This window comes from Pseudoalteromonas prydzensis (genome assembly GCF_001661495.1).
Lineage (GTDB): Bacteria > Pseudomonadota > Gammaproteobacteria > Enterobacterales > Alteromonadaceae > Pseudoalteromonas > Pseudoalteromonas prydzensis.
Genome location: NZ_BDDT01000015.1, coordinates 26,062 through 51,060 on the forward strand (window position 1 = coordinate 26,062; position 24,999 = coordinate 51,060).

General features: G+C 41.4%; 21 protein-coding genes. 8 read left to right on the forward strand and 13 right to left on the reverse strand.

Going from position 1 to position 24,999, the window contains the following annotated elements:
* Positions 1–29 precede the first annotated feature (29 nt).
* The 5 genes from A7968_RS19195 to A7968_RS19215 all read right to left on the reverse strand — a co-directional run bounded on the left by A7968_RS19195 (position 30) and on the right by A7968_RS19215 (position 6,392).
* Entirely contained in the window at positions 30–707 is a 678-nt protein-coding gene (locus tag A7968_RS19195; RefSeq protein WP_064668156.1) for a TIGR00153 family protein, read from the reverse strand.
* 171 nt (positions 708–878) lie between these two features.
* Entirely contained in the window at positions 879–1,580 is a 702-nt protein-coding gene (phoU, locus tag A7968_RS19200; protein WP_064668157.1) for a phosphate signaling complex protein PhoU, read from the reverse strand.
* 55 nt (positions 1,581–1,635) lie between these two features.
* Positions 1,636–2,463, reverse strand: a complete 828-nt coding sequence (gene pstB, locus A7968_RS19205) for a phosphate ABC transporter ATP-binding protein PstB (RefSeq protein WP_064668158.1) — start codon at positions 2,461–2,463, stop codon at positions 1,636–1,638.
* Between the two features lie 27 nt (positions 2,464–2,490).
* The gene (gene pstA, locus A7968_RS19210) at positions 2,491–4,140 is read right to left on the reverse strand and encodes a phosphate ABC transporter permease PstA (protein ID WP_064668159.1); all 1,650 of its coding nucleotides are present in this window, start codon (positions 4,138–4,140) and stop codon (positions 2,491–2,493) included.
* 14 nt (positions 4,141–4,154) lie between these two features.
* Entirely contained in the window at positions 4,155–6,392 is a 2,238-nt protein-coding gene (locus tag A7968_RS19215; protein ID WP_064668160.1) for an ABC transporter permease subunit, read from the reverse strand.
* A gap of 374 nt (positions 6,393–6,766) precedes the next feature.
* Here A7968_RS19215 and A7968_RS19220 point away from each other — a divergent pair, with 374 nt between their 5' ends.
* The 3 genes from A7968_RS19220 (at position 6,767) to ppx (ending at position 10,949) form a co-directional block, all read left to right on the forward strand.
* Entirely contained in the window at positions 6,767–7,273 is a 507-nt protein-coding gene (locus A7968_RS19220) for a glycine cleavage system transcriptional repressor (RefSeq protein WP_064668161.1), read from the forward strand.
* 108 nt (positions 7,274–7,381) lie between these two features.
* On the forward strand, positions 7,382–9,469 hold the full coding sequence (gene ppk1 / locus A7968_RS19225) for a polyphosphate kinase 1 (RefSeq protein WP_064668162.1): 2,088 nt from the start codon (positions 7,382–7,384) through the stop codon (positions 9,467–9,469).
* Positions 9,462–10,949 (forward strand): exopolyphosphatase, encoded by a 1,488-nt coding sequence (ppx, locus tag A7968_RS19230; protein WP_064668163.1) that lies wholly within the window; start codon positions 9,462–9,464, stop codon positions 10,947–10,949. Before ppk1 ends, ppx begins: the two co-directional genes overlap by 8 nt.
* Before the next feature lie 60 nt (positions 10,950–11,009).
* On the opposite strand, the gene A7968_RS19235 is transcribed toward ppx, so the two are convergent.
* From A7968_RS19235 to A7968_RS19265, 7 genes are all read right to left on the reverse strand, one after another.
* Positions 11,010–11,465 (reverse strand): hypothetical protein, encoded by a 456-nt coding sequence (locus A7968_RS19235; RefSeq protein ID WP_064668164.1) that lies wholly within the window; start codon positions 11,463–11,465, stop codon positions 11,010–11,012.
* A gap of 177 nt (positions 11,466–11,642) precedes the next feature.
* Positions 11,643–14,762 (reverse strand): efflux RND transporter permease subunit, encoded by a 3,120-nt coding sequence (locus A7968_RS19240; RefSeq protein ID WP_064668165.1) that lies wholly within the window; start codon positions 14,760–14,762, stop codon positions 11,643–11,645.
* 8 nt (positions 14,763–14,770) lie between these two features.
* On the reverse strand, positions 14,771–16,492 hold the full coding sequence (locus A7968_RS19245) for an efflux RND transporter periplasmic adaptor subunit (protein WP_064668166.1): 1,722 nt from the start codon (positions 16,490–16,492) through the stop codon (positions 14,771–14,773).
* Positions 16,482–17,807 carry a TolC family protein gene (locus A7968_RS19250; RefSeq protein WP_064668167.1) on the reverse strand — a complete coding sequence of 442 codons (1,326 nt, stop codon included), beginning with the start codon at positions 17,805–17,807 and terminating at the stop codon, positions 16,482–16,484. Before A7968_RS19250 ends, A7968_RS19245 begins: the two co-directional genes overlap by 11 nt.
* A gap of 99 nt (positions 17,808–17,906) precedes the next feature.
* Positions 17,907–18,278: a hypothetical protein gene (locus tag A7968_RS19255; RefSeq protein WP_227008865.1), complete on the reverse strand. Its 372-nt coding sequence runs from the start codon at positions 18,276–18,278 to the stop codon at positions 17,907–17,909.
* Positions 18,279–18,459: 181 nt separating this feature from the next.
* Positions 18,460–19,068: a paraquat-inducible protein A gene (locus tag A7968_RS19260; protein WP_064668169.1), complete on the reverse strand. Its 609-nt coding sequence runs from the start codon at positions 19,066–19,068 to the stop codon at positions 18,460–18,462.
* Between the two features lie 48 nt (positions 19,069–19,116).
* Positions 19,117–20,391 (reverse strand): EAL and HDOD domain-containing protein, encoded by a 1,275-nt coding sequence (locus A7968_RS19265; RefSeq protein ID WP_064668170.1) that lies wholly within the window; start codon positions 20,389–20,391, stop codon positions 19,117–19,119.
* A gap of 259 nt (positions 20,392–20,650) precedes the next feature.
* Between A7968_RS19265 and A7968_RS19270 the strand changes: the two genes are divergently transcribed.
* Both A7968_RS19270 and A7968_RS19275 read left to right on the forward strand, forming a co-directional pair.
* Positions 20,651–21,217: a PhnA domain-containing protein gene (locus tag A7968_RS19270; RefSeq protein WP_064668171.1), complete on the forward strand. Its 567-nt coding sequence runs from the start codon at positions 20,651–20,653 to the stop codon at positions 21,215–21,217.
* A 145-nt stretch (positions 21,218–21,362) separates the two neighbouring features.
* Complete coding sequence (locus A7968_RS19275; protein ID WP_064668172.1) at positions 21,363–22,175, forward strand: META domain-containing protein; 813 nt, start codon at positions 21,363–21,365, stop codon at positions 22,173–22,175.
* Between the two features lie 52 nt (positions 22,176–22,227).
* On the opposite strand, the gene A7968_RS19280 is transcribed toward A7968_RS19275, so the two are convergent.
* Entirely contained in the window at positions 22,228–23,067 is an 840-nt protein-coding gene (locus A7968_RS19280; protein WP_064668173.1) for a 23S rRNA (adenine(2030)-N(6))-methyltransferase RlmJ, read from the reverse strand.
* Between the two features lie 248 nt (positions 23,068–23,315).
* Between A7968_RS19280 and zapB the strand changes: the two genes are divergently transcribed.
* The 3 genes from zapB (at position 23,316) to A7968_RS19295 (ending at position 24,972) form a co-directional block, all read left to right on the forward strand.
* On the forward strand, positions 23,316–23,546 hold the full coding sequence (gene zapB / locus A7968_RS19285; RefSeq protein ID WP_064668174.1) for a cell division protein ZapB: 231 nt from the start codon (positions 23,316–23,318) through the stop codon (positions 23,544–23,546).
* The gene (locus A7968_RS19290) at positions 23,546–23,845 is read left to right on the forward strand and encodes a cell division protein ZapA (RefSeq protein ID WP_064668175.1); all 300 of its coding nucleotides are present in this window, start codon (positions 23,546–23,548) and stop codon (positions 23,843–23,845) included. Before zapB ends, A7968_RS19290 begins: the two co-directional genes overlap by 1 nt.
* A gap of 107 nt (positions 23,846–23,952) precedes the next feature.
* Positions 23,953–24,972 (forward strand): MBL fold metallo-hydrolase, encoded by a 1,020-nt coding sequence (locus tag A7968_RS19295; RefSeq protein ID WP_064668176.1) that lies wholly within the window; start codon positions 23,953–23,955, stop codon positions 24,970–24,972.
* The last annotated feature ends 27 nt before the right edge of the window (positions 24,973–24,999 follow it).

Sequence of the window (24,999 nt, forward strand, 5' to 3'; positions counted from 1 at the left end):
TAATCTTTCGTTATTGAACTGAGTATAAATTAACGAGCTAACATCAGCTCAAGACGTGAACCTACGCGTTCTGCAATATCTGCCAGTTCGCCGACCCACTCGATGATTTTATATAAAAACATTACATCAACTGGATTTAGTCCATCTTCAACGGCGCGTAACTGACGACGTATTTTGATTTGCATATCATCCGTGTCTTGTTCAATTGCATCCAATTCAACGAGCATTTTTTCGACTAAGGTCACTTCGCGACCTTTAAAACCAGTCTCTAATAACTCATCTAACTCATTAATTGCATTTGATGCTTGTTTAGTGGCATCAACACAACGAGTTACATAAGCTAGAAAATCAACTTGAATTTCTTTTGGTATGGTCATCTCACGACCAATTACACGACCAGCAATGTCTTTTGCTTTATTAGCAATTTTGTCTTGCTGGGTGACGAGTTCGAGTAGATCTGTACGCTCTACCGGCATGAATAAACCACGCGGCAGTTGTAAACGTATATTTCTTTTCATATCGTCGGCTTCACGTTCTAAATTACGAATGTTCAAGCGAATCTCTTCTGCTTGTTGCCACTCTTCTTTAAATACATGATTGAAAAAAGGGATCAAAGCTTTACTTGCTTGATGTACCTTCTTGATGTGATCTTCCATTGGCTTTATAGGAGATTTTGCAAATACCCCTAGAAATGCGTTTGTAGGCATAACTGACCCTTAAATCAAATTAGTATGCTTTGCGGCGTGAATTTTACAGCATTCACCGCGATTGTGAATGCTTTTATTACATCCCTCGCGCCCGAGCAGCATTATAATTATAACGAAAACATTAAAAGCGGCAATTAGCCGCATTAATAAAAAAGGAGGATAACGAATAATTTATAACGATTTTTCGATATCTTCTTGAGATGTATGACGAATATCTTTGCCATTAACAAAATAAATAATGTACTCAGAGATATTTTGACAGCGATCGCCAATGCGCTCTAATGAACGCACTGACCACACTAAATCCATAATTTTTGGAATTGAGCGCGGGTCTTCCATCATATAAGTCATTATTTGTCGCGTAATTGCTTCGTATTCGCGGTCAACCTTGGCATCTTCTTTATGCACTTCAAATGCTTTTTGCACATCCATACGCGCAAAAGCATCGAGTACATCATGCAGCATTTTAGAAACTTGGCGACCCATATTTTCAATATTCACCAACAAATCTTGTTGATCTTTAGTAAATGAATCAAGCGCAACTTTAGCAATGCGCTCAGCTTCATCACCAATCCGCTCTAAATCGGCAATGGTTTTAGCGATTGCTACCACTAACCGTAAATCGCTGGCCGCTGGCTGGCGACGGGCAATAATACGGGTACATTCTTCATCAATGTTCACTTCCATAGCATTGACTTTATAGTCGTTTTCGCGCACTTTGCGCGCTAATTCAGCATCGCCATTACTTACCGCATCAAGCGCGCTATTTAGTTGTTGTTCAACCAAACCACCCATGCTTAATACATGGTTACGAACGTTTTCTAGCTCTTGATTGAAGCGGCCAGAAATATGCTTATTAATATTGTGTTCCATTGTCTACCTTCTTATCAAAATCGTTCACGACACCCAGACGCTGTATGACTGCTTACTAGCCGTAACGACCGGTAATATAGTCTTCTGTTTTCTTTTTCGCTGGGGTGGTAAATAACGTATTAGTATTTGAGTACTCAATTAATTCACCCATATACATAAAGGCCGTTTGATCAGAAACCCGCGCCGCTTGTTGCATGTTGTGGGTAACGATAACTACGGTAAACTTATTTTTTAAATCGTTGATTAGCTCTTCAATTACCAGTGTTGAAATAGGATCCAATGCAGATGTTGGTTCATCAAGTAATAACACTTCTGGCTCAATAGCTATAGAGCGGGCAATCACTAAACGTTGCTGCTGACCACCCGATAAACCAAACGCACTATCGTGAAGACGGTCTTTTACTTCATCCCACAACGCAGCCCCTCGCAGTGACTGTTCAACAACTTCATCTAATTTACGCTTTTCTTTGATGCCTTGTAAGCGTAGGCCATAAACCACATTTTCGTAGATTGATTTAGGAAATGGATTCGGGCGCTGAAACACCATCCCGACATTACGGCGCAGCGCTGCAACATCGACGCTTTTATCATAGATGTTTTGCCCGTGAAGTAATATTTCACCTTCAATGCGGCAACTATCAACCAAATCATTCATGCGATTAATACAGCGTAGTAATGTTGATTTACCACAACCCGATGGCCCGATAAACGCGGTTACTTGGCCTTTAGGTATGCTCATGCTCACGGAGCTAAGCGCTTGCTTTTCACCATAGTAAAGATCTAAGTTTTTGATCTCGAGTGCTGTTTGCTCGGTGCTTAAATTTTCTAAATCCAACTTCAAACTACCGTTTGCTTGGTTTACTTGTGGAGCGACTGTAATCATGTTTGTTACCTATAAAATCTTTACTAATTATTGATCAAGCGATCTAAACTTTTCACGTAAATGGTTACGTATACCGATTGCGGTAATATTCAGAGCAATAATCACTGATACCAGCAAGAATGCGGTGGCATAAACCAACGGACGAGCCGCTTCAACATTCGGGCTTTGGAAACCTACATCGTATATATGAAAGCCTAAGTGCATGAATTTGCGATCTAAGTGAAAATACGGAAAGTTACCATCAAGCGGCAGTGTCGGTGCCATTTTAACAACACCTACCAGCATCAATGGCGCTACTTCACCGGCAGCACGAGCAACCGCTAATATTAACCCAGTCATAATCGCTGGGCTTGCCATTGGCACTATAATACGCCACAACGTTTCTGCTTGCGTTGCACCCAGCGCTAAAGAACCGTGACGAACTGTGCTTGGAATACGTGATAAACCTTCTTCAGTTGATACTATCACAACTGGTAAAGTCAAAATTGCCAACGTCAATGCTGACCACATCACCCCTGGCGTACCAAATACTGGGCTCGGTGATGCTTCAGGGTAGAATAACTGATCTAAGCTGCCACCTAACACATAAACAAAAAACCCTAAACCAAATACCCCATAAACAATCGATGGTACACCGGCTAAGTTGATCACCGCGATACGGATCATCTTAGTAACCGCATTTTTAGCAGCATATTCGTGTAAGTAAATCGCGGCAACAACACCAAATGGGGTAACAATCACGGCCATTAACATAACCATAAATACAGTACCAAATATGGCAGGGAATACGCCGCCTTCGGTATTGGCTTCGCGCGGATCATCCGCAACAAATTTACCTAGCTGTACAAAATAGTGACCTAGTTTCGCAAAAAAGCCCATGTCATTTGGAAACCAAAAATCCAGTACTTGGTATAACGGTAAAGTAACAATTTCACCGCGCATATCTTTTACTGTAACTTGGTCACGCTTGGCTTGTTTACGTAGCGCAAATAATTGCTTTTCTAACTCGCCGTATTCAGCTCTTAAATCAGCGCGCTGCTGTGCAAGTTCTGCTACGCGCTCATCGGTCAACGCATCATCAAGCAGGTATGACTTTTCTTCTAAACGCAGGCGTTCTAACTGATAGTTGATATGACCAATATCGCCATTTTGTAAATCAAGCGCTTGCTCGTTTAACTCAACAGCCCGCTCAACTAGCTCTTCAAGCACTGCATTTTTATTGTCAGTAATAACTTGACCGTCTTTTATTACACTTTCCACATAACCATAAAAGTTACCGTTTTTACTACGCTCAAATACGGCGATAGCGGCAGGTTTTGTGTTTGATTTTATGTCAGTTTCAAGCACCCAACGAAAATCTAAATCAACGTATTCACGGTTACCCGTTTTAATCAAAAAGCGCTCTAGGTGCTCTTTATCAAAACCAGATAAATCAACACCGGTTGCTTCAAGGCGCGATTTAGGCACCATTTCACGATCGTAAATTTCACCGATTACCGTTTGCTGTGCAACTGAGCCTTGTAGCTCTAATTGTACAACTTGTGATGGCCAGAAAAAGCTTAATCCTTTCCAAGCGATCATGGCTAATAACCCTAATACGGAAATCAAACTGATACTAACCGCACCACCTGTCATCCATATCCAAGGAGAACCTGACTTAAACCACTGCTTTATCATGTCGTGTCTCCTACTTACATCGAGCTGTATTTATCACGCAACTGCTGACGAACAAACTCAGCAATCGTGTTGAAAATAAAGGTGAATATGAATAATACAAATGCGGCTAAGAACAAAATTCGATAGTGTGAACTACCCACTTCTGATTCTGGCATTTCTACTGCGATATTAGCTGCTAAAGTACGCATACCTTGGAAAATACTCCAATCCATTATTGGTGTGTTACCGGTTGCCATTAGTACGATCATGGTTTCACCTACGGCGCGACCTAAGCCCATCATCACGGCAGAGAAAATACCTGGGCTGGCAGTTAATAGCACAACACTGACTAGTGTTTGCCATTGTGTTGCACCCAGTGCTAACGAACCGTTTGATAAATGCTTAGGCACACTAAACACGGCATCTTCAGCAATTGAGAAAATAGTTGGAATAACCGCAAACCCCATCGCAATCCCAACCACAAGAGAGTTACGTTGATCGAACGTCATCCCTAATTCGTTAGTTAAATATTGGCGCACATTACCATCAAACATCCAAAGTTCGATGGCACCACTCATGGCAAACGCCAACCAGCCAATTAACAACAACACTGGAATAAGTAAAATTGAATGAGCCCCATCAGGAACGCGATGACGAATGCTTTCTGGTAGTTTAGTCCACGCAAATGCGGTCAATAAAATACCCAGCGGTAGCATAAACAATAAGCCTACAATTGCCGGTAAGTGTTCTTCAATTAATGGTGCAAGCCACAAACCCGCTAAAAACCCTAAGATTACAGTAGGTAAGGCTTCCATGATTTCAACAGTGGGTTTAACAACTTTACGCAGTGAGCCAGACATAAAATAAGCGGTATAGATTGCTGCAGAAAGTGCGATTGGCACAGCAAATAACATGGCATATAAAGCCGCTTTAATAGTACCGAACGAAATAGGCACTAAAGAGAACTTCGATTCAAAGTCATCGCCTGCAGATGTTGACTGCCAAATATAACCCGGCTCAGGGTAACCTTCGTACCATACTTCTTGCCATAACGCTGACCAAGTTACTTCAGGGTGCTCATTGTGGATTTCAAGCACAGTAAGTTTATTATCGGCTAAGATAAGCGCTGCGTTTGAGCGCGGCGCAATGGCAAAGTTTTCAATCGGACCGTCACTGATTTTACCTTGCCATAATTTAGCTTCACTGGTGGTGTAATACACACCAAGCTCGCCGTTGCTACTTGTGGTGAAGAAAGTACGACGATAAAACTCAGTAAATATATCTAACTTAGGTTGCTTTGACGTTTCAAAGGCACGAATTTTTTGATATTCACGACCTGTATCAGTGTTTACTTCAAACCATTGTGATACTTCGCCATTATCATTTGCTAGCATCAATGAGTTAGCACCTGCTAACAATTGTGCAGCCACTAGGTTGGCATTTTCTTCATTGGCCGCCAGCATTTGAATTAATTCAACTTCACTTGGGTAGCGTGTATCGTAAACATAAATTTGATTGGCTGAACGAACAAACGTACGGGTAGTATCTGGTGACATTAATAGTTGATCAACACGTCCCTCAATATCGAGTTCAGTACGCTCAACAACCCATTCAACTTCTCCGCTGAACATGTTCTCTTCTGCAACAAAACTGCTAAAAATGACGCGTTTATCTTCAGTTTGTGCCACAACCGCGGTTTTATCTTCATAGTGACTAAAGGCAAATTGTTTAATTGCTGCGCCTTGTGCATCAACTTGTAATGGTAAGTCTTCGCCCAATGGATAACCTAAGCGCGGTGTTAATTTACGCTCGTTATTAGGAAAGGTAACTAAGAATTTAGGTGCGACCAAAACCACTGAGCCGTTTTCTAGGCCGTATGCATAATGCCCTTGAAAAGGCGCGCTGACTGCAAAACTACTCACGTCGCTATCCAGTGGCACTGCTAAGCTTGCAAGCTTTTTGCCAAAGCCTTTTTTCTCAACACTATAAAAATCAACATTGCCTTGTTTGCTTAGTAAAAATGCCACTTCGGTTTGTTCTTCAACACCTAAACCAACAATTTGATCTGCATTACTGAGTGCAAAACTATCGCGAGTTTCTACTTTCGCTGATTCGAAAATAGGTTGCACTACATACAATAAATAGAAGAATATCAATAGCAAAGCTATCAATACCATAATACCGCCAGCGGTAATGCTGAATTTGGCAAACCGATCTTTAAATAGACGGCTTCTATCCGTATTAAAAGACGGTTTATTCGGATTGGAAGTCATCAAAACACCTATAAATCTTAACGTTGGACAGATTATATTTCACCAAGATGACAGTATTGTTACAGCCGTCATAATTGCTTAGGCTTTGTGGTTATATCCATTACAATCAGTTAAACAGTGTTTATATTCAATAAGTTAAAAAATCATGACAAGTTGAAAAACTTTCAACTTAGTAATTTATTATTGAATAACATAAGTTTAGAACATTTACCTACTACAACTACGCTTTATTACAGCCTTTCAGTTGAACTAATGGCAAAAAAATTGGACAAATTTAGGACCTGAGTCAATACTCAATTCGGTTCTTTTTATATAACAACAATTTCATGCCTGGGCATTTATTATTCAATTACGGCATTTCAAGGGATTTACTTATGAAGCAATTAGTTATAACTATTTTGGGGCAAGATCGCTCTGGCCTTGTGGAAGATATTTCTTCTGCAATTTTAAATCATCATGGTAACTGGCTCACCAGTAATTTAAGTCATTTAGCCGGTCATTTTGCCGGCATTATTGAAGTTGCAGTACCCGCTGAACACTTACAAGAATTACAAGATTCATTACATAGCCTACCGCAACTAGAAGTACGTATTGAAACGGGTAGTGATGCACTTCCTGACACGCCAGCTGAACAGCTTAACTTTGTGATCACCGGTAATGACCGCCCTGGAATTATTCAAGAGCTTGCGGGTGTATTACGCCACAAAGGGGCAAATATCACTCACTTAAACTCAAAGCAACAAAGCGCACCAAACTGGGGAGTGCCTATTTTTAGTGCGGTTGCCACGGTTGCACTACCTACAGGTATGAATAAAGATGAAGTAGTCGCAGCACTTGAAGCAATTACTTCTGATTTAATTGTTGATATTGAAGACGCTTAAATCACACTAAAACCTAACCTCTAGCGTGTCACAAAAGTGACACGCTTGTCATTTTTGTGTCATCTAAGTACTTTATATTTTGTTCAGTTGCTATCCAAGGAATAGAAAATGAACGCCTGTGCTGATGTGCCGCAAACAATCAATTATTTTGCCCCAGAGTTAAGTTGGCTATCTTTTAACGACCGCGTTTTACAAGAAGCAAAAGATAAGAATAATCCAATTATTGAGCGCATTCGTTTTTTGGGGATCTTTTCCAATAACATGGATGAGTTTTTTAGGGTTCGAGTTGCGGATGTGAAACGGCGCATTTTATTAAATAAATTACCTGATACTAACTTTGATGAAGACGAAATTTTACTGACTCAAATCCAGCAAAAAGTGCTGCTGTTAGGCAAAAAATTTAACCTGATCCATGAACAAATTCTAAAAGATCTGATTACCCATAATATTTATGTTGACCGCCCTGAGCAGCTTAGCGAATTTCATATCAACTGGTTAAAAAACTTCTTTCACGATAATGTATTACAGCATATATCACCTATTTTATTAGATGAAAACAAAGATTACTCAGATCAAATCAACGACACTATGACCTATATGTTTGTTGAAATGAATAATGAAAAAAGCCATTACGCCATGCTAGAAGTACCGACCGATCGAGTGCCTAGATTCATTATTTTACCCCCAGAAAAAACTCGTCGTCATAAAACTATTGTGATGCTAGATGATGTCATTACTTTCTTTTTAAGTGATGTTTTTAGTAGCTTTTTTGACTTTGATAACATTCAAGGTTACGCCATCAAGCTGACTCGTGATGCCGAATACAACCTTGATGATGAACTAGAAGAAGGCATTCTTGATAAAATGTCAAAAGGCCTCAAGCAACGTATTTATGCCGAGCCAGTACGCTTGGTTTACGATCAAGCCATGCCAGAATCGATGCTTAAAGTAATGAAAAAACGCTTAGGTGTTACCCATCATGATGCCTTGATCCCCGGCGGCCGTTACCGTAATTTTAGAGACTTTATTGGTTTTCCCAATGTTGGTCGGCAATATTTAGAAAACAAACCGCTCCCTGCTTTGCAAAGCACCGCCTTTAACAATCACGCCAGTGTCTTTGCAGCAATTAGCCAGCAAGATATTCTACTTTACTATCCTTATCATACCTTTAACCACTTATTGGAATATGTTCGCCAAGCCGCATTTGACCCTAATGTTACGCAAATTAAGGTCAATATTTATCGTGTTGCAAGTAAGTCTCGGCTAATTTCATCACTTATTAATGCGGCTAAAAATGGCAAAAAAGTGACGGTAATGGTTGAGCTAAAAGCCCGCTTTGACGAGCAAAATAATATTGGTTGGGCTAAAGTACTGAGCGCTGCTGGGATTAAAGTTATTTTTGGTATTCCGGCACTTAAAGTACACAGTAAATTATGTATTGTGCATCGCAAAGAGAAAGGCCACATTGTTAAATACGCGCATATCGGCACCGGTAATTTCCACGAAAAAACCGCTAAAATTTACACTGACTTTAGTTTGTTCACTAAACATCAAGGCATTTGTGATGAAAGCGATAGCGTATTTAAGTTTATTGAAAGTAGTTATAAACCCTTTGTGTTCGAGCATTTGATGATTTCTCCCGTCAATGCGCGACAACTGCTACTTGGTTTGATTGAGCAGGAAATAGCACACGTTGAAAATGGTAAAGCAGGTAAAATAACATTAAAAATAAATAACTTAGTCGATAAAGAGCTGGTTGATAGCTTGTATTTAGCCGCTCGTAGCGGGGTTAAAATTCGCATAATTGTACGGGGCATGTGTTCACTGGTCCCAGGGCTCAATAATTTTAGCGACAATATTCGCGTTATTAGTATTGTTGACCGCTTTTTAGAGCACCCACGAGTGATGGTGTTTGCTAATAATGGTGACGAAAAAGTGTATATTTCATCTGCTGATTGGATGACTCGTAACCTTGATCATCGGGTTGAAGTGGGTGTGCCTATTTATGATGAAAAGCTTAAACAACTGATCATTGATGTTCTTGAGCTCCAATTTAAAGATCGCACTAAAGCTCGGATTATTGATAGCGAACAAAAAAACCATTATGTAAGACGCGGTAACCGCAAAAAAATACGCTCGCAAATCGCAATTTACGACCACTTAAAAAAATGGGAAGGCAATTACAATAATGAATGATTATCCCTCAATAGCTGCGGTTGACTTAGGCTCTAACAGCTTTCATCTAGTGGTCGCAAGAGAAGTTGACGGCTCGCTGCAAATTCTCCATAAAGAAAAGCAACGCGTGTATTTAGCTGATGGCTTAGACGACAAAAATCAATTAAGTCAGACAGCAATTGATAGAGCATTAGCGATACTGAAGCAATTTGCCACCACACTGCAAGACTTCCCTGCAAGCAATGTAAAAATAGCCGCAACCTATACACTCAGACGCGCAAAAAATATTAATTCCTTTTTAACTCAAGCAAGTAATGTTTTTCCTTATCAAATTGATGTGATCTCAGGCCAAGAAGAAGCACGCTTAATTTACCAAGGTGTTGCCCACTACATTCACCATGATGAAAACCGTTTAGTGATTGATATTGGCGGCGGCAGTACCGAGCTAATTATTGGCAAGCATTTTAAACATAAGCTGCTCTCAAGTCGCAATATGGGCTGCGTAAGCTATACCAAGCAATTTTTTGCCGATGGCATGATCAACGAAAAACGCTTTAACAAAGCGCAGATAAAAGCAGAGCAAGAGCTTGAAGTCATTTTTGCTACTTACATTAATGCTGGTTGGCAATCTGTGGTGGGCACCTCGGGCACAATAAAATCAATATTAGCAATGATCAGCGCAAATGATCCTGAGCAAAAAAATATTACCTTAGAGCGCTTACTTGAGCTTAAGACCCAATTTATTGCAGCCAAAACCATTGATAACTTATTAATTGAAGGTTTAAGCCCTGAACGTCAAGTAAGTATTTGCGGTGGCTTAGCTATTTTACTCGCGATTTTTCAGCTGTTTAATATTACCGAAATGGATTACAGTGACTTTTCACTACGCGAAGGCTTACTGCATGAAATGCAGCAAAAACTGGCACTTAAAGATATACGCAGCAATACCATAGCTAATTTAAGCGAACGCAACACAATCGATAAAGTCCATGCTCAGCGCGTTGCAAATACTGCCGATTGGCTATTTTTACAAGTACAAAAAGAATGGCAGCTCGACTCATTAGATAATCACCAGCTTCTAGTATGGGCCGCACAGTTGCATGAAATCGGTTTAGGTATTAACTCATCGGGCTTACATAAGCACAGTGCTTATGTGGTTGAAAATAGCCAGCTACCGGGGTTTACGCAACAGCAGCAAACGTTGCTTAGCTGTATGATACGGTTTTACCGCAAAAAAGTTCGCTTAGAAGAGTTTCCAACGCTACTATCCGTGCCACACTTTCAAATTTTACAATTAATTGTATTGCTCAGATTAGCGGTATTATTAAATCAAAAGCGCCTTAACGATCAACATCAAGAGTTAGCCGTTTCTGTTAAAGGTAACAGTATGCTGTTGCAGTTTCCACTAGGATGGCTCAGCGAGCAAACCCTACTGCATGCAGACTTACAGCAAGAGCAAAAGTACTTAAAAAAGGTGGGGTTTTTAATCGACTTTGTGTGATTTACAAACATAGCTAAATTTGGATAGCGCTGGCTATCCAAATTCGATTTATTTTAGCTATTACATATCCATATGGCGATTAGCACTTTGTATCATCTGCTTTAAGCCTTGCTGCTCAAGCTCTAGCAATTGCGCTAACTTCTCTTTGCCAGCTGGAGTTTCTGCACGACTAAGCAGATATTCATAGAGGTTAATCACTTTTTTGTGCTGCTCAGATAAGTAACCCTGCATCACTTGCTCATCAACACGGATATCGCGATCCAAATCAGTAAATTTAATCAGCTCAGGATTTTCAGCAAAGTACTCATAGCAATACGTATCTAATGTATTTATTTCGGTGATGGCTTTAAAACCAACCATATCCTCAGCCAACTTTTTTTCGTACTCAACAAAATAGTCCGCGAGCATTCTATTATGCTCAGCTAAACCATCGCGAAGACTAAAAAAGTTTGCAGCCATTTGCGTATGAAATAGTACAGTCCAATCGTACACTTCTTGTATTGTTTTAACTTGCATGTGTGTTCCTTACTTAATTAAGCCTAGAGATAAGGCTATAGCTAAAGACGTGTTATAAGAATAAAGCTAAAAACGTGCCATTAAAAAGTTAAGCAAAAACAAGTAAGTATTAAAAACCTGTTACTCAAACTCGTATAAGTTACAAGTAACAGGGTAATTTTTATAGGGTGAAACTCACTAATTAATACCCCGCTTGCGCCATAGCAAATACACCGCGGGTAGTACGAGCAAGGTTAATACAATGGCGCTGAACATGCCGCCGACCATTGGCGCGGCGATGCGGCTCATTACTTCACTGCCTGTTCCAGTACCATAAAGTACAGGTAGTAAACCGATGATAATGGTGGCGACTGTCATCATCACTGGGCGTACTCGCAGGCCAGCGCCTTCAATAATGGCTTGTTTAAGCTCTATAAAGCTAAGCGTTGTACCTGCTTGTTGTGCTTGCGCGCACTTTGCATTATAGGCTTGGTTTAAGTACACCAGCATGATCACGCCAATTTCCACCGCGACTCCAGCAAGGGCAATAAAGCCAACGCCCACGGCGACTGAGAAGTTAAAACCTTCTAAGTACATGAGCCAGATACCGCCGATCATCGCCAGCGGTAAGGTGGCCATTATTATGGCTACTTCTACAAAGCTTCGAAAGTTGAGGTACAACAACACAATTATAATCGCTAAGGTCAGTGGTAATACATAGGCAAGCTTATCTTTAGCACGCTCCATGTATTCATATTGCCCAGCCCAGGTTATTGAATAGCCAGCTGGAAGCACTAGCTTTTCGTCAAGCACTTGGCGCGCATTGTCTACATAACTGCCAATATCAATGCCATCAATATCAATAAAGCTCCAGCCGTTTAAGCGGGCATTTTCGCTTTTAATACCCGGAGGGCCATCTTCAATAAATACATCAGCTACATCGGCAAGCGCAATACGTTGACCTGTTGGCGTGACAATTGGCAATAGCATCAGCTCTTCGGGTGAATCACGGTAATCTTGTGGGTAACGTAAGTTAACCGGGTAACGCTCTTGCCCTTCAACCGTTTCGGTTACATTCATACCGCCAATTGCAGTGGCAACCACTTGCTGCACATCGGCAATATTTAAACTATAACGGGCGGCTTTTTCACGGTTGATATCGACCTTGATATAACGCCCACCCGCTACCCGCTCAGAGTAAACGGAAGCAGTACCGGGCACATCTTTAAGTAACACTTCAATCTGCTGACCAATTTTTTGAATTTCGCTCAAATTAGGCCCCGCAACCTTAATGCCGACAGGGGTTTTAATTCCCGTTGCTAGCATATCAATACGAGTTTTTATTGGCATCACCCACGCATTGGTCAGGCCTGGAAACTTCACTAAGCCATCGAGTTCTTTTTTCAATTTTTCTAAGGTCATGCCTTCGCGCCATTGATCTTTAGGCTTGAGTTGAATAAAGGTCTCGATCATGGTCAGTGGCGCAGGATCGGTGGCAGTTTCTGCACGGCCTACTTTACCAAACACGGTTAACACCTCGGGTACTGTGGCGATGAGCTTATCGGTTTGTTGTAAAATCTCTCGCGCTTTACCTATCGACAAGCCTGGGTAAGTGGTTGGCATATACATTAAATCGCCTTCATCCAACGGTGGAATAAATTCACTGCCAATTTTATTCACCGGATAGAAACCAATAATTGCGACTACCAGTGCTAACACTAAGGTCATTTTAGGAAACCGTAAAACGAGATTCAGTAATGGCTTGTAGGCGTTAACCAATAAGCGATTAACCGGATTTTTCTGCTCTGAAATAACTTTGCCACGAATAAAGTAACCCATTAATACTGGCACTAAGGTAATTGCTAAACCTGCTGATGCCGCCATTGCATAGGTTTTAGTGTACGCCAGCGGAGCAAACATGCGTCCTTCTTGGGCTTCTAGAATAAACACCGGCATAAAACTGACGGTAATGATCAATAAACTAAAAAATAGTGCTGGACCAACTTCGCTGGCGGCATCAGTGACCACTTGCCAGCGGTTTTCATCCGTGAGTGGGGTTTTTTCCATGTGTTTATGCATATTTTCGATCATTACAATTGCGCCGTCGGTCATCGCGCCAATAGCAATGGCAATGCCGCCGAGCGACATAATGTTGGCGTTAATACCTTGCCAATACATGATAATAAACGCCGTTAAAATCCCCAGCGGTAAAGTAATAATAGCCACCAGTGATGAGCGCACGTGGAACAAAAATACCACGCAGATCAGCGCCACCACCGCTAACTCTTCGAGCAGTTTACTGGTGAGGTTATCAACTGCGTTTTTGATCAAATTAGAGCGGTCATACACAGGCACTATTTCAACGCCATCAGGCAGGCCTTTTTTCAGTGATTCGAGCTTTGCTTTTACCAACTCTATGGTTTTTTGTGCATTTTCGCCAAAGCGCATTACCACTACGCCACCAGCGACTTCGCCCTCGCCGTTTAGCTCAGCAATGCCGCGGCGCATTTGTGGACCAAGACGAATATCGGCAACATCACGCAATTGTAGTGGCGTGCCGTTGGCGTTAACGCCCAGTGGAATGGCCTCTAAATCAGCAACGCTTTTTATATAACCGGTGCTGGTTACCATGTATTCGGCTTCGGCCATTTCCACCACCGAGGCGCCCATTTCTTGGTTACCTTGCTTAATCGCGGTTTGAATTAAACTCAGCGGAATACCATAAGCGCGCAGTTTATCTGGCTCTACATTGACTTGATATTGCTTTACCATCCCCCCAACTGAGGCCACTTCTGACACCCCGGGTACCGTTTGCAATTCAAATTTTAAAAACCAATCTTGTAAGCTGCGCAATTGACTAATATCGTGCTGGTTGGTTTTATCCACTAGCGCGTATAAATAAATCCAACCAACACCGGTGGCGTCTGGGCCAAGTTCTGCCGTTGCGCTATCAGGCAAACGGCTAGCCACTTGACTTAAATACTCTTGCACTCGACTACGTGCCCAGTAAAGATCGGTGTTTTCATCAAAGATGACATACACGTAGGAGTCACCAAAAAATGAAAAACCGCGTACCGTTTGTGCCCCTGGCACTGAGAGCATCGCTGTGGTCAGTGGAAAAGTAACCTGATCTTGCACCACTTGTGGCGCTTGCCCAGGATATGAGGTTTTTACAATCACCTGCACATCTGATAAATCGGGCAAGGCATCAACGGGGGTATTTTTTACGGCAAATAAGCCACCACCAATCAGTATTGCTGTTAATAACAAGACAAAAAACCGATTAGTAACGGACCATCGAATAACTGCTGCTATCATAATGCCCCCTAGTGACCACTGTGTGATTGCATGCTTGATTCAGCATCAATACGCTGGATGATAAACTCACCGTCTTGCACATAAAAGGTAAATGCCAATTTTTGCTGCGCTGAAAGGTGGCTTAAATCGATATTTTCAGCAAATACAAAATCCATAGTTGCTGGGGCTCGATGCCATTTTTTAATAGCACCGCGACTGATATTGGCAGTGCGCTGGGTTTTATCAATACTGTTGATAGTACCGGTTACACTCGCCATATTATCAGCTTCATTCATCATATGGGTTGAATCCATAATATGAATAGCGCTTATCATGTAGCTGTTATCGGCATTTTTGGTTAGCTCAAAGTGCAAAGTTTGTCCTGCTTGTAACGCCTGAAAATCAACGCCATCGGCAACCATAAAATCCATGGTCATACTTGGCCAATCCAATTCCTTCATAGGTTCATGGCTAATATTCACCATACGATGGCCTGCCATTACACTATTCACCACACCTTTGCCCCACACGCTAGTGATAGCTTCGGGTGTTTGCATACGTTTAAAATCTGAGTTTTTGCTGGATTCAGAATCCAATAAGAACTGTGCTGACGTCACCACTTCATCATCGGCTTTAACGCCCGCTAAAATAACGGCATTAAGGCTATCGCTTCGGCCCAGTTCAACTGCCACAGATTTAAATCGACCTTCACCTAACGCAACTACAACGCGATCTTGGCTGCCTGTACGGATCACTGCTTCTTTAGGTACTATAAGTTGTTGCTCAGCTGCTTTGGCATGAATGCTCACTTGTGCGAACATGTTCGGTTTTAGCTGATGGTCTTGATTATTAAAGCGCAGGCGCACTCGCAGCGTACGGTTTTTGGCATCCAGAGTTGGGTAAATATAATCAACCTTGCCCCGCCAGCTTTGCCCGGCAATATAATCAAGGGTCATGGTCACCGGTAAACCAACCTCAATCAACTGCGCTTGGCGCTCGAACACTTCGGCCTCGACCCATACTTCGTCAAGTTGGCCAATACTCATCATTGAGGTACCGGGTTTTACATAAAAGCCTTCGCGTACATTAAGCTCATCAACCACTCCACTTTGACGCGCGTAGAAGGTAATATTTTGCATCACCTTTTTATTAGCTTGTAAGCGCTCAACAAAACCATCCGAGACATTTAACGCCTTTAAGCGGGCTTTTGCCGCACGAATAAGCACGGGGTTATTGCGGTTTACAGCCAGTACAAACTCTTCCTGTGCGTTGACCAATTGCGGTGAATACAAGGTGTATAGCGGCTCACCTTGTTTAACTTGATCACCAGCAGCTTTAACGAAAAGTGTTTCTAACCAGCCTTCTACACGCGGGTGAATATGCACCAGTTGATCTTGGTTATATTGTACATACCCCACTGTTTGTACTTCAGTTTGCAGTGCTTTGTGCTGCACTTTCGCGGTTCTGACGCCAAGGTTATTGATCACTGCAGGAGATATTGTCACCGCGCCAGGGCCATCTTGGCCATTGCTTTCATCTTCTGCATACACAGGCACTAGATCCATGCCCATTGGTGAAAGCCCAGGTGCGTCACGGCGATAATTACTATCCATAGGCGCCACCCAATATAGAGGTTTTTGCTCTGAATTAACGGTTGCCGATTCAGCAGCATCCTTTAACAAAATAAAGCCTGCCGTCGCAATTCCCGCGCCGGCTATTGCTGCAATGAGCAGTTTTAAATTAGTGTTCATTATGCGCTCCTGTTAATAGCTCAGCCATCACAGCAGCATCTTTGCTACTGGCGTAATAATTCAAGCGAGCAATAATAATTTGTTGATCAATTTGGATATTCAGTGCGTCAATTTTGGCGTTCAGTTCGCTGATACGAGCACGCATTACTTCTGAAAAATCACCATCATCGCGGGTATAAGCATTTAGGGTAGCTTGCGCTTGTTCGGCCATTTGTGGCAGTAACTTTGTTTGATACAAGGCGTCACGTTGTTGCAGTCGTGAAAGCTGGCTAAACTCTTTAAAATACATGCCTTTTAGCTTTTGCAGTGCGATCAACTTCTCTGTTTTCGCTGACTCCGCCATGGCAATAGCAGCATTGACTTGTTGGTCTTGGCGATTGTCGGTAAACAGCGGTAAATCGATACTAATCCCGACTGAAAATAAATCGGCACGAGAGTCACCCATCGGCGTGTCATCACGGTAGCCATATCCCATATTCACACCAAATTGCGGTTTGTAGCTTTGTTTAGCCACGGCAATTTCGGTTTGCTTGGCAGCAACGCTTTGCTCTATGGCAACGATTGCAGGATGCGCTATTAACAGCGGCATTAGCTGTTCAAATTTAAGCGCCGCAAAGTCAACTAATGGGCTAATATCATTGCGCTTAGCGCTGACAGGTTGAGTTAACATACTCATCGGTAGCCATTGTGACATGCGTTTTTTAGCACTTTCAAACTGCTGTTCTAGCACCACCAGTTTGTCTTCAAGGCGGGTTAATTCTAACTGGGCGCGAATAATATCTTGCTGGCGAGTTTTACCAACAGAGCTGGCATAACTTGACTCAGTAATATCAATTAATTGCGTGAACAAGGCTTTATCCTGCTCAATCAGCGCAATACTCTGCTGCGCACGATAAGCGTTGAGCCAAGATTCAATAACAATGGTTTTAACCTGGGCAAGCCTATCGGCACGCAGCCATGGATATTGCTGCGCTGATTGCGCTAAAGCTTGCTGTTTGAGTTCTAGGCTGTCGCCACGGCTAAACATCTGGCTTACACCCACTTTTAATTGGGTCATACCCTCTTGATCGAAAGCAAAGCCATCGGTAGGTAAATTCATCAGCCCTAAGCTTAATACCGGATCAGGTAATGTACCTGCGGCTAAGCTTTGTGCTTGCACAGCAGCTTGCTGATATTTATTCGCTGTGAGCCAAGGTTCATTATCAAGAGCATAATCGAGCGCTTGTGCAAGGCTTAATTCGTTACTGTATACTGAGCTTGCTGTTGTTAGCATTAGCGCTAAAAAACTGCTTTTAAGTACTACGAAGTGATTCATCACTTACTCCACTAAAAATTAAAAAAATGATTAATTTAGAGGCAGCAATAGGCGATTTTTAATAAAGTTTAGTAAATTTCAGACGCACCTATGCTGCAATTAGGCAGACATAGGAGGGCGATATAACGAGTTGGCTATGTAGATTTGATTTTGTGGGGTATAGAGTTGTACTTTTTCGGCACTGAGTAGCACGGCTGTAAATAAGCTATTCATACACAGCATAGAGTGCGTACTACAGGCGCTCATTGGGCAAGCGCACTCTTGGTTGTTTGTTGCGTCGTCATCGCAACAATCCATGTTCATCATACCAGCCGACATATCATGGTGCATATCAGTAGTATCAAAAACTTGCGACTGGGGTTGGCTCATATGAGGCATTTCGCACGACATAGTTACAGACGCAACAGCTTGACCCACTAAAGTGAGTAACAAAACTATGGCCAATAAACTCTGGTGAATACGTTGCAACACAATGCCTTTTTTAAATTAGGTTCTAGGTTCTAGGTTCTAGGTTCTAGGTTCTAGGTTCTAGGTTCTAGGTTCTAGGTTCTAGGTTCTAGGTTCTAGGTTCTAGGTTCTAGGTTCTAGGTTCTAGGTTCTAGGTTCTAGGTTCTAGCGAAGTTTATGGTAACTTACACGCTAATACAAACGTTTAACTACTTTTTATATCTGTTTTTATTAAGCTGCTGGCGGCGATGGCAAATAAACAATAGCCGGTGAAATACCAAAAACCAACACCCAGTTCAGCGTGCATGTTGATCAATTCCCCCATTTGGCCATCGGCATTACCCGCAAGATAAACCACAATTAAGGCAATCACAAATACATCTACCATGCTCCACTTAGTTACACCTTGTATTACTTGACCGAGCATGTGCTTAAATTTATTCACCGGTAAAAAAATATAGAGCAATTGCATCAATAGTTTTAAGGTTGGTATCACGATCGAGAAAAATGCCACTAATGCTGCGACTAAGTAATTTTTGTTATCAGCCAGTTCATTAACCGTACCCCAAATACTCCTCGTTTTTTGGTAAGCGTTAATTTCACCTTCCAATTTATCAAGCCCCAACATACTAGATGCCATCATCAGCATATTGCGGGTATTACGGTCACCTTCGTCTGCCAGCATTTCAATGCCTGTTTGTGCTAGTTTTGATTTATCTATTTTACCTTCTAAAGTTAACACTGGCTGGGTAACCCCAGGTAACAATAGCGCAAGCGCAATTAAAATTGTGATGATAGGCAGTACTAAACGCATAATAAATCTTTAAAATAATATGGCTGATGGCGCATCATACTCAAGCTATTACGCTTGTTCAATAATTGAGGCTAAAACGTCATCTCCATACTGACGCGCTGCAAACATAGCGTTATAGACGATATCAATTTCAGAAGCAGGACGAATGGTCTCTAATAATTTAATCGCTAACGGCCAGTTATCTTCTTCCACTGCTCGAGCTAGTTGTAACGTAGCACCTAGCATGCCGTTAAAGTTAAGCAGTGCGCTGGATAAATCATCCCCTAAGCAAAACTCTTTTGCGATAACATCAAGCCCCATATTTAAAATGGCATCGAGCACCGACATTAAACCAACTAAATAGCCTCGCTCAGCCATTTCTTTCCCACCAGGCTCTAGCATCAACAGCATAAATTGCGCACGAATTAAACCTAATTTAGTCAATTCACTGGGTTTATCAACACCTAGCTCACTCAACGCGAGCACTCGCACAAATTGACGGATGGTATTTTCACCTAAGTAAATAACCGCTTGGGAAATAGAACTAATAACGAAGTCTGGGTTTTTAGAGCGAGCATTAACCAGCTTAAGAATACGAGCAGTTAATCCTACATCCTTTGCAACACGTTGATGTACTTCGTCAAAATTCAAATCCGGGCGAGATGTACAACGTAATAGATCAAAAACAGCTAATTTTGATGGTTCAACATTGTGATAGCTGAGCATTTCAGGTCGTGCAAAAAAGAAGCCTTGAAAGTAATCGCAGCCTGCGTTTTTTAAAATCATGAATTGTTCATGGGTTTCAATACGTTCAACTATAATTTTTACATCAGGAAAACGACGCTTTAGCTTTTTTAATAGCATATTGGTTTTAATGATTGGCTCTTCAACTTCAAGCTTAATATAGTCAACTAGGCTTAATAATGGCTCCCACTTTTCATCGCCATCGTAATCATCAAGAGCAAAAATGTAGCCCTCTTTTTTTAATGCGCGTACACGCCTTGTTACTTCCTCTATGTTATCGGCTCTTTCCACAATTTCAATTACGGCACTGTTTGGTTGCAATAATTTAGGAAAATCTTCTAATAACGCATCTGAAGAAAGATTGATAAAGGCACATTGATTAGCGGTAAGTTTATCGATACCAATAAGCATTAAAGCGTTAAAAAACAATCGCCCTGTAGCTTGACCATCCGTTGTGCCAACAGGGAATACGTTATTAATCGAATCTCGATAAAGCAATTCGTACGCATAAACGCCTGTTTCAGCATTAAAAATAGGCTGCCTTGCTATATATTGAGTTACAAGGTCTGGCACATTGGCTGTAACCTGCGTATTTAGCATATTATATCCTGCTAATAATTTTAGCGACTCATGCCAGCTAAATGGTTGTTATTATATCGACTCAGTATAGTTAAATTTTTTCAGCTTGCCTAAACTTAAACTTGAAGCAATAAAGCCCATTTTTCTAAATCGAGTAAAATCACCTTCATCTAAAATAACCGATATACCCACACATAAATAATGGATATGTTCTAATTTGCTCTACAATTGAGTATAATAGCGGCTTACCTTTGAGTTTACCTCCCAAATAGAGCCAGATATGAGCATAGAACAAGCCTTAGTTGAACGCAGTAATAACCAATGTGAGTTATGCGCTGCTACTGAAAACCTTTCTGTATACGAAGTGCCGCCGGTCACTGAAGCTCATTCAGATAAATGCATTTATACCTGCCAAATCTGTAAAGACCAAGTTGAAAGCAACACGGATATTACGCCAATTCATTGGCATTGTTTAAACGACAGCATGTGGAGTCAAACACCTGCTGTGCAAGTGGTTGCTTATAGAATGCTAACCCGTTTAGCTGTTGATAATGGCTGGGCACAAGATGCTCTTGATATGATCTATCTTGAAGAAGATACATTAGCATGGGCTAAAAAAGCACTTGCTGAAAATGATGATATCAAACATATTGATAGCAATGGCGTAGTGCTACAAGCTGGCGATACCGTCACGCTAATTAAAGATTTAGATGTTAAAGGTAGTAGCTTAACCGCTAAACGAGGTACTGCTGTTCGTAACATTGGTTTAACCAGCAATCCTGAACATATCGAAGGGCGTGTTGATGGTCAGCGCATTGTTATTTTAACAAAGTTTGTAAAGAAATAAGCGAATATTTGTATTGAAAAGGTGCCTAAAAGCACCTTTTATGCTGATCTAATAGCTAAGCTAATTAAGCTATGATTAAGTAACTACGCCGTAAACTTGTAGCAATTAAGAGTCCACCGATTTAATTCACATCAAGGAATAAGCCATGCTATTACATAAACCACATGCAATGTTAAAATCGATTGTTGGTATTAGTCTATTAGCCAGCAGTGCTGTTGTGCTTTCAGGATGCCAAACTCAACCTGAAGCAACTGAACAAACTACTGAAGATGCAGCTATGGCCACTTTAACAACACAAGTTACCTACCTTGATCGCAGTATGCTACGCCCAGGCTCACAACTAACAGTGACGCTTGCTGACGTATCAAAAATGGATGCTAAAGCTGAAGTGATCAGCCAGCAAACTGTCGATATTAATGGTGCACCACCTTACACGGTAGAGCTTAGCTACGACGCGAGCAAAATGGATCAACGCCATCGTTACAGTGTAATCGCACGGATCACTAATCAAGACCAGCTGATTTATGTTAGCACTACCTATAACAACCCTTTTGAGCAATCAGCACAAGCTGCACCTTATGAAGTAGTCGTGTCAAAGGTTGCACCACAAAAGCCAGATGTTGATTTAGTAAATACATATTTTAAAGCCATTACTTTAAATGGCGAGAAAGTAACCGTAGAAACAAAAGAACCATTTATACAGTTTAGCGCTGATAACAAAAGTCATGGCTTTTTAGGCTGTAATAACTTTACTGGCAGCTATCAGGTAAATCAGCAATCACTTACATTTAGCCCGCAAGCCAGCACAAAGAAAATGTGTTTTAAAGGTATGGAACAAGAAGCGGCAATGTCAGCTGTGTTGCAAAATACTGCCAAGTGGGAAATTAAAGGTGAATTACTCAGCTTAAAAGATCAGCAAGGCAATGAACTGGCTACTTTTAAAGCCACTTACTTTTAAATTAAAGCGCTGAAAAATAAATAAAACGCCCAGCTCTGCTGGGCGTTTTAGGTTATTCTGCTACTAACTGCTCGCTACGGTAAAAACCAGACGAGTCACTTAACAAGCTTACCAGTTCAGGTAATACGTTATCCATGGTTTGTTTAAGTTTCCACGGTGGGTTAATCACGATCATTCCCGATGCAGTCATACCATGTACATCGGTATCCGCTTGTGTTGCCAGTTCGAATAATTGAATATTACGCATGCCTGAGGCTATAAGCCCCTCTTCCATCCGCTCAATTCGCTCTCTATCAACCACTGGATACCAAATCATATAAGTACCAGTAGCAAAGCGTTGATAAGCCTTAGTTAAGGTTTTAACAACGGTATCGTAATCGTCTTTAATTTCATAAGGAGGATCAATTAGCACACAAGCACGCCGCGACGCAGGCGGTAATAATCCAACTAAACCTGCAAAGCCATTCTCACCGCGAACACGTATCGAACGTTTACCACTCATGTTTTCTTGCAATAACGCTAAATCTCGCGGATGTAATTCAAAAAACCAGCCCTTGTCTTGGCGACGTAAAAAGTGCTCGGCAATTTTTGGAGAGCCAGGATAAAAAGCCAACTGCTGAGCGTCATTAAATGACTTGATCAACGCAATATAATCATTGAGCTCTTGATGTTCGCTGTTATGTTGATAAAGCTTAGCAATACCATCGAGATATTCTTGGGTCTTTTGCGCATCTGCGCCTGCTAATTCAAAAAAGCCAGCCCCTGAATGAGTATCGATATAGTCCAATGGTTTATCTTTGAGAGTCTGGTAGCTTAAAACTTGAGCAAGCACCAAATGTTTAACCACATCCGCTGGGTTTCCAGCATGAAATGAATGTCTATAACTAAGCATAATGTTATTTCGCTATAAATGGTTTATTTAAATAAACCCATTGAAGTTGGCTATATTCTACAACATAAAATCCGCAGGGTCATAAATTGCTGGTCATTAAGTGAATCACTTATGAACAAATAAGCTGCTAGCCTGAACAGCTCATTAACATTAAATAAAAATCAGCTAAAACACACGTAAATGCTGGCATATAAAGCAACTTTGCTTTACATTTGCATGACAATAATCACAGTTTTATGAGCGCCTTAATGAATAACGATACCCTTTCTCAACTAGAACAATTGATCGACCAATTAATTGGTCAAAATTCACAGCTACAAACTCAGGTTAGCGAACTTAAAGATAAAAATAGTAAACTAATCGACGAAAATGAAATTCTTCAACTTGAAGTACTTGAAAGTGAAGAAAAACAAAAAGACACCAGTACAACTCTAACTGGTTTACTCGAGAAGTTACAAAGCGTCCAACAGGCTAGCTAATGTCTGAGCTGCAAAACCAGCGAGTCACCGTTGAGTTGCTTGGTAAAGAGCAGCAATTTGCTTGCCCTGCTGGACAAGAAGATGCCCTCATTGCATCGGCCAAATACCTAAACGATTTGGTTGAGCAAATGAAGCAACGCTCAACAGTACGCAATGATCAAAAAGCCTTATTAATGGCCGCTTTGAACATTAGCCACGAGCTACTTGAAGCAAAAACGCAGCAAAACGTTGAACAACAACAACACGATCAGCTCATTGATAAACTAAGTGCTTACTTAGGACAATCATCAACTAAATAAAAAAGCGCACGATGCGCTTTTTTATTACCTCAACAATTGCAGTATCAATTACAAACAAAATCAGCTAACTTGCCTATTTTATTATTGGCAACTCAGGCTCTGTAACTATGACCCACTATTTTTATACTCCCGTGCAGTTAATTACATTTTTACTGCTAAGTTATTTTGCTGTTGCAGCCACCCCCAGTGTAGCCGCCACACAATGGCACACCATCTCTGCTAACGTACAATTTTTAGAGCAATCGAGCGCTTTACGTTTTTATGATTCAAACCAAGTGCTTGTTCAAGGTGATAAATGTGCGCTAATGTTTGATGCCAGTGGCGACTTTGCAGCCGTCGAAGCCACTGTCGAGCAACTAAAAAGCACCTTAAAAACCCCTTTATGCTACTTGGTTGCCAGTCACTTTCATGATGATCATTTACTGGGCATGGCCATTTTTCAGCACCACTTTCCTGATGCCCAATTAATTGTCCATCAGCAGCTTGCGGCCGAGTTTAATTCATTGCAAAAAGCCTATACGGATAAACTTGATAGTTATGAAAAAAGTATTGAGCTGAGCTTTCAGCGCTTATCAGAACAACCAGCAGCACAACAGCAACAATGGCGCGATAAACTTAATTTGGCAAAGCAACGGTTACTGCGTTGGCGCCAATACCAGCTTCAAACCCCTAATTTACAAGTCGCAAATACATTAACGCTAGAGTTGGGAAATTACCCCGTCACCATTAACGCTTACCAAGCTCATACCAATGCTGACCTAACGCTCAGCGCCGAAAACCACGCTATTTTAGTTGGCGCAGATATTGTTGACTGGCTGCCATACCCAGGTCATGGTAATTTTGCTAATTGGCTAAACATACTCACTCAATTACACAATGATAAGCGAATTAAAATCATCCTTCCTGGCCACGGAAGCGCCCTTAAAGCCATTGACTTACAACAACCTTTAAGCTTTTTGCAGGCCATTCAGGCCCATGTAACCGCTCACCCACAGCAAGATTTATTACAATTAGAACAAAGTTTTAACCCGCAGTTTGCTAAAGACTATCAAATCGATGCGATCAGCCAAAAAGCTTATCCACTGTTCCTACAGGCTGGACTTAAACAAGCGAAACAGTCAAAATAGCGGCCGCACCTGGATGTGCTAATCTTT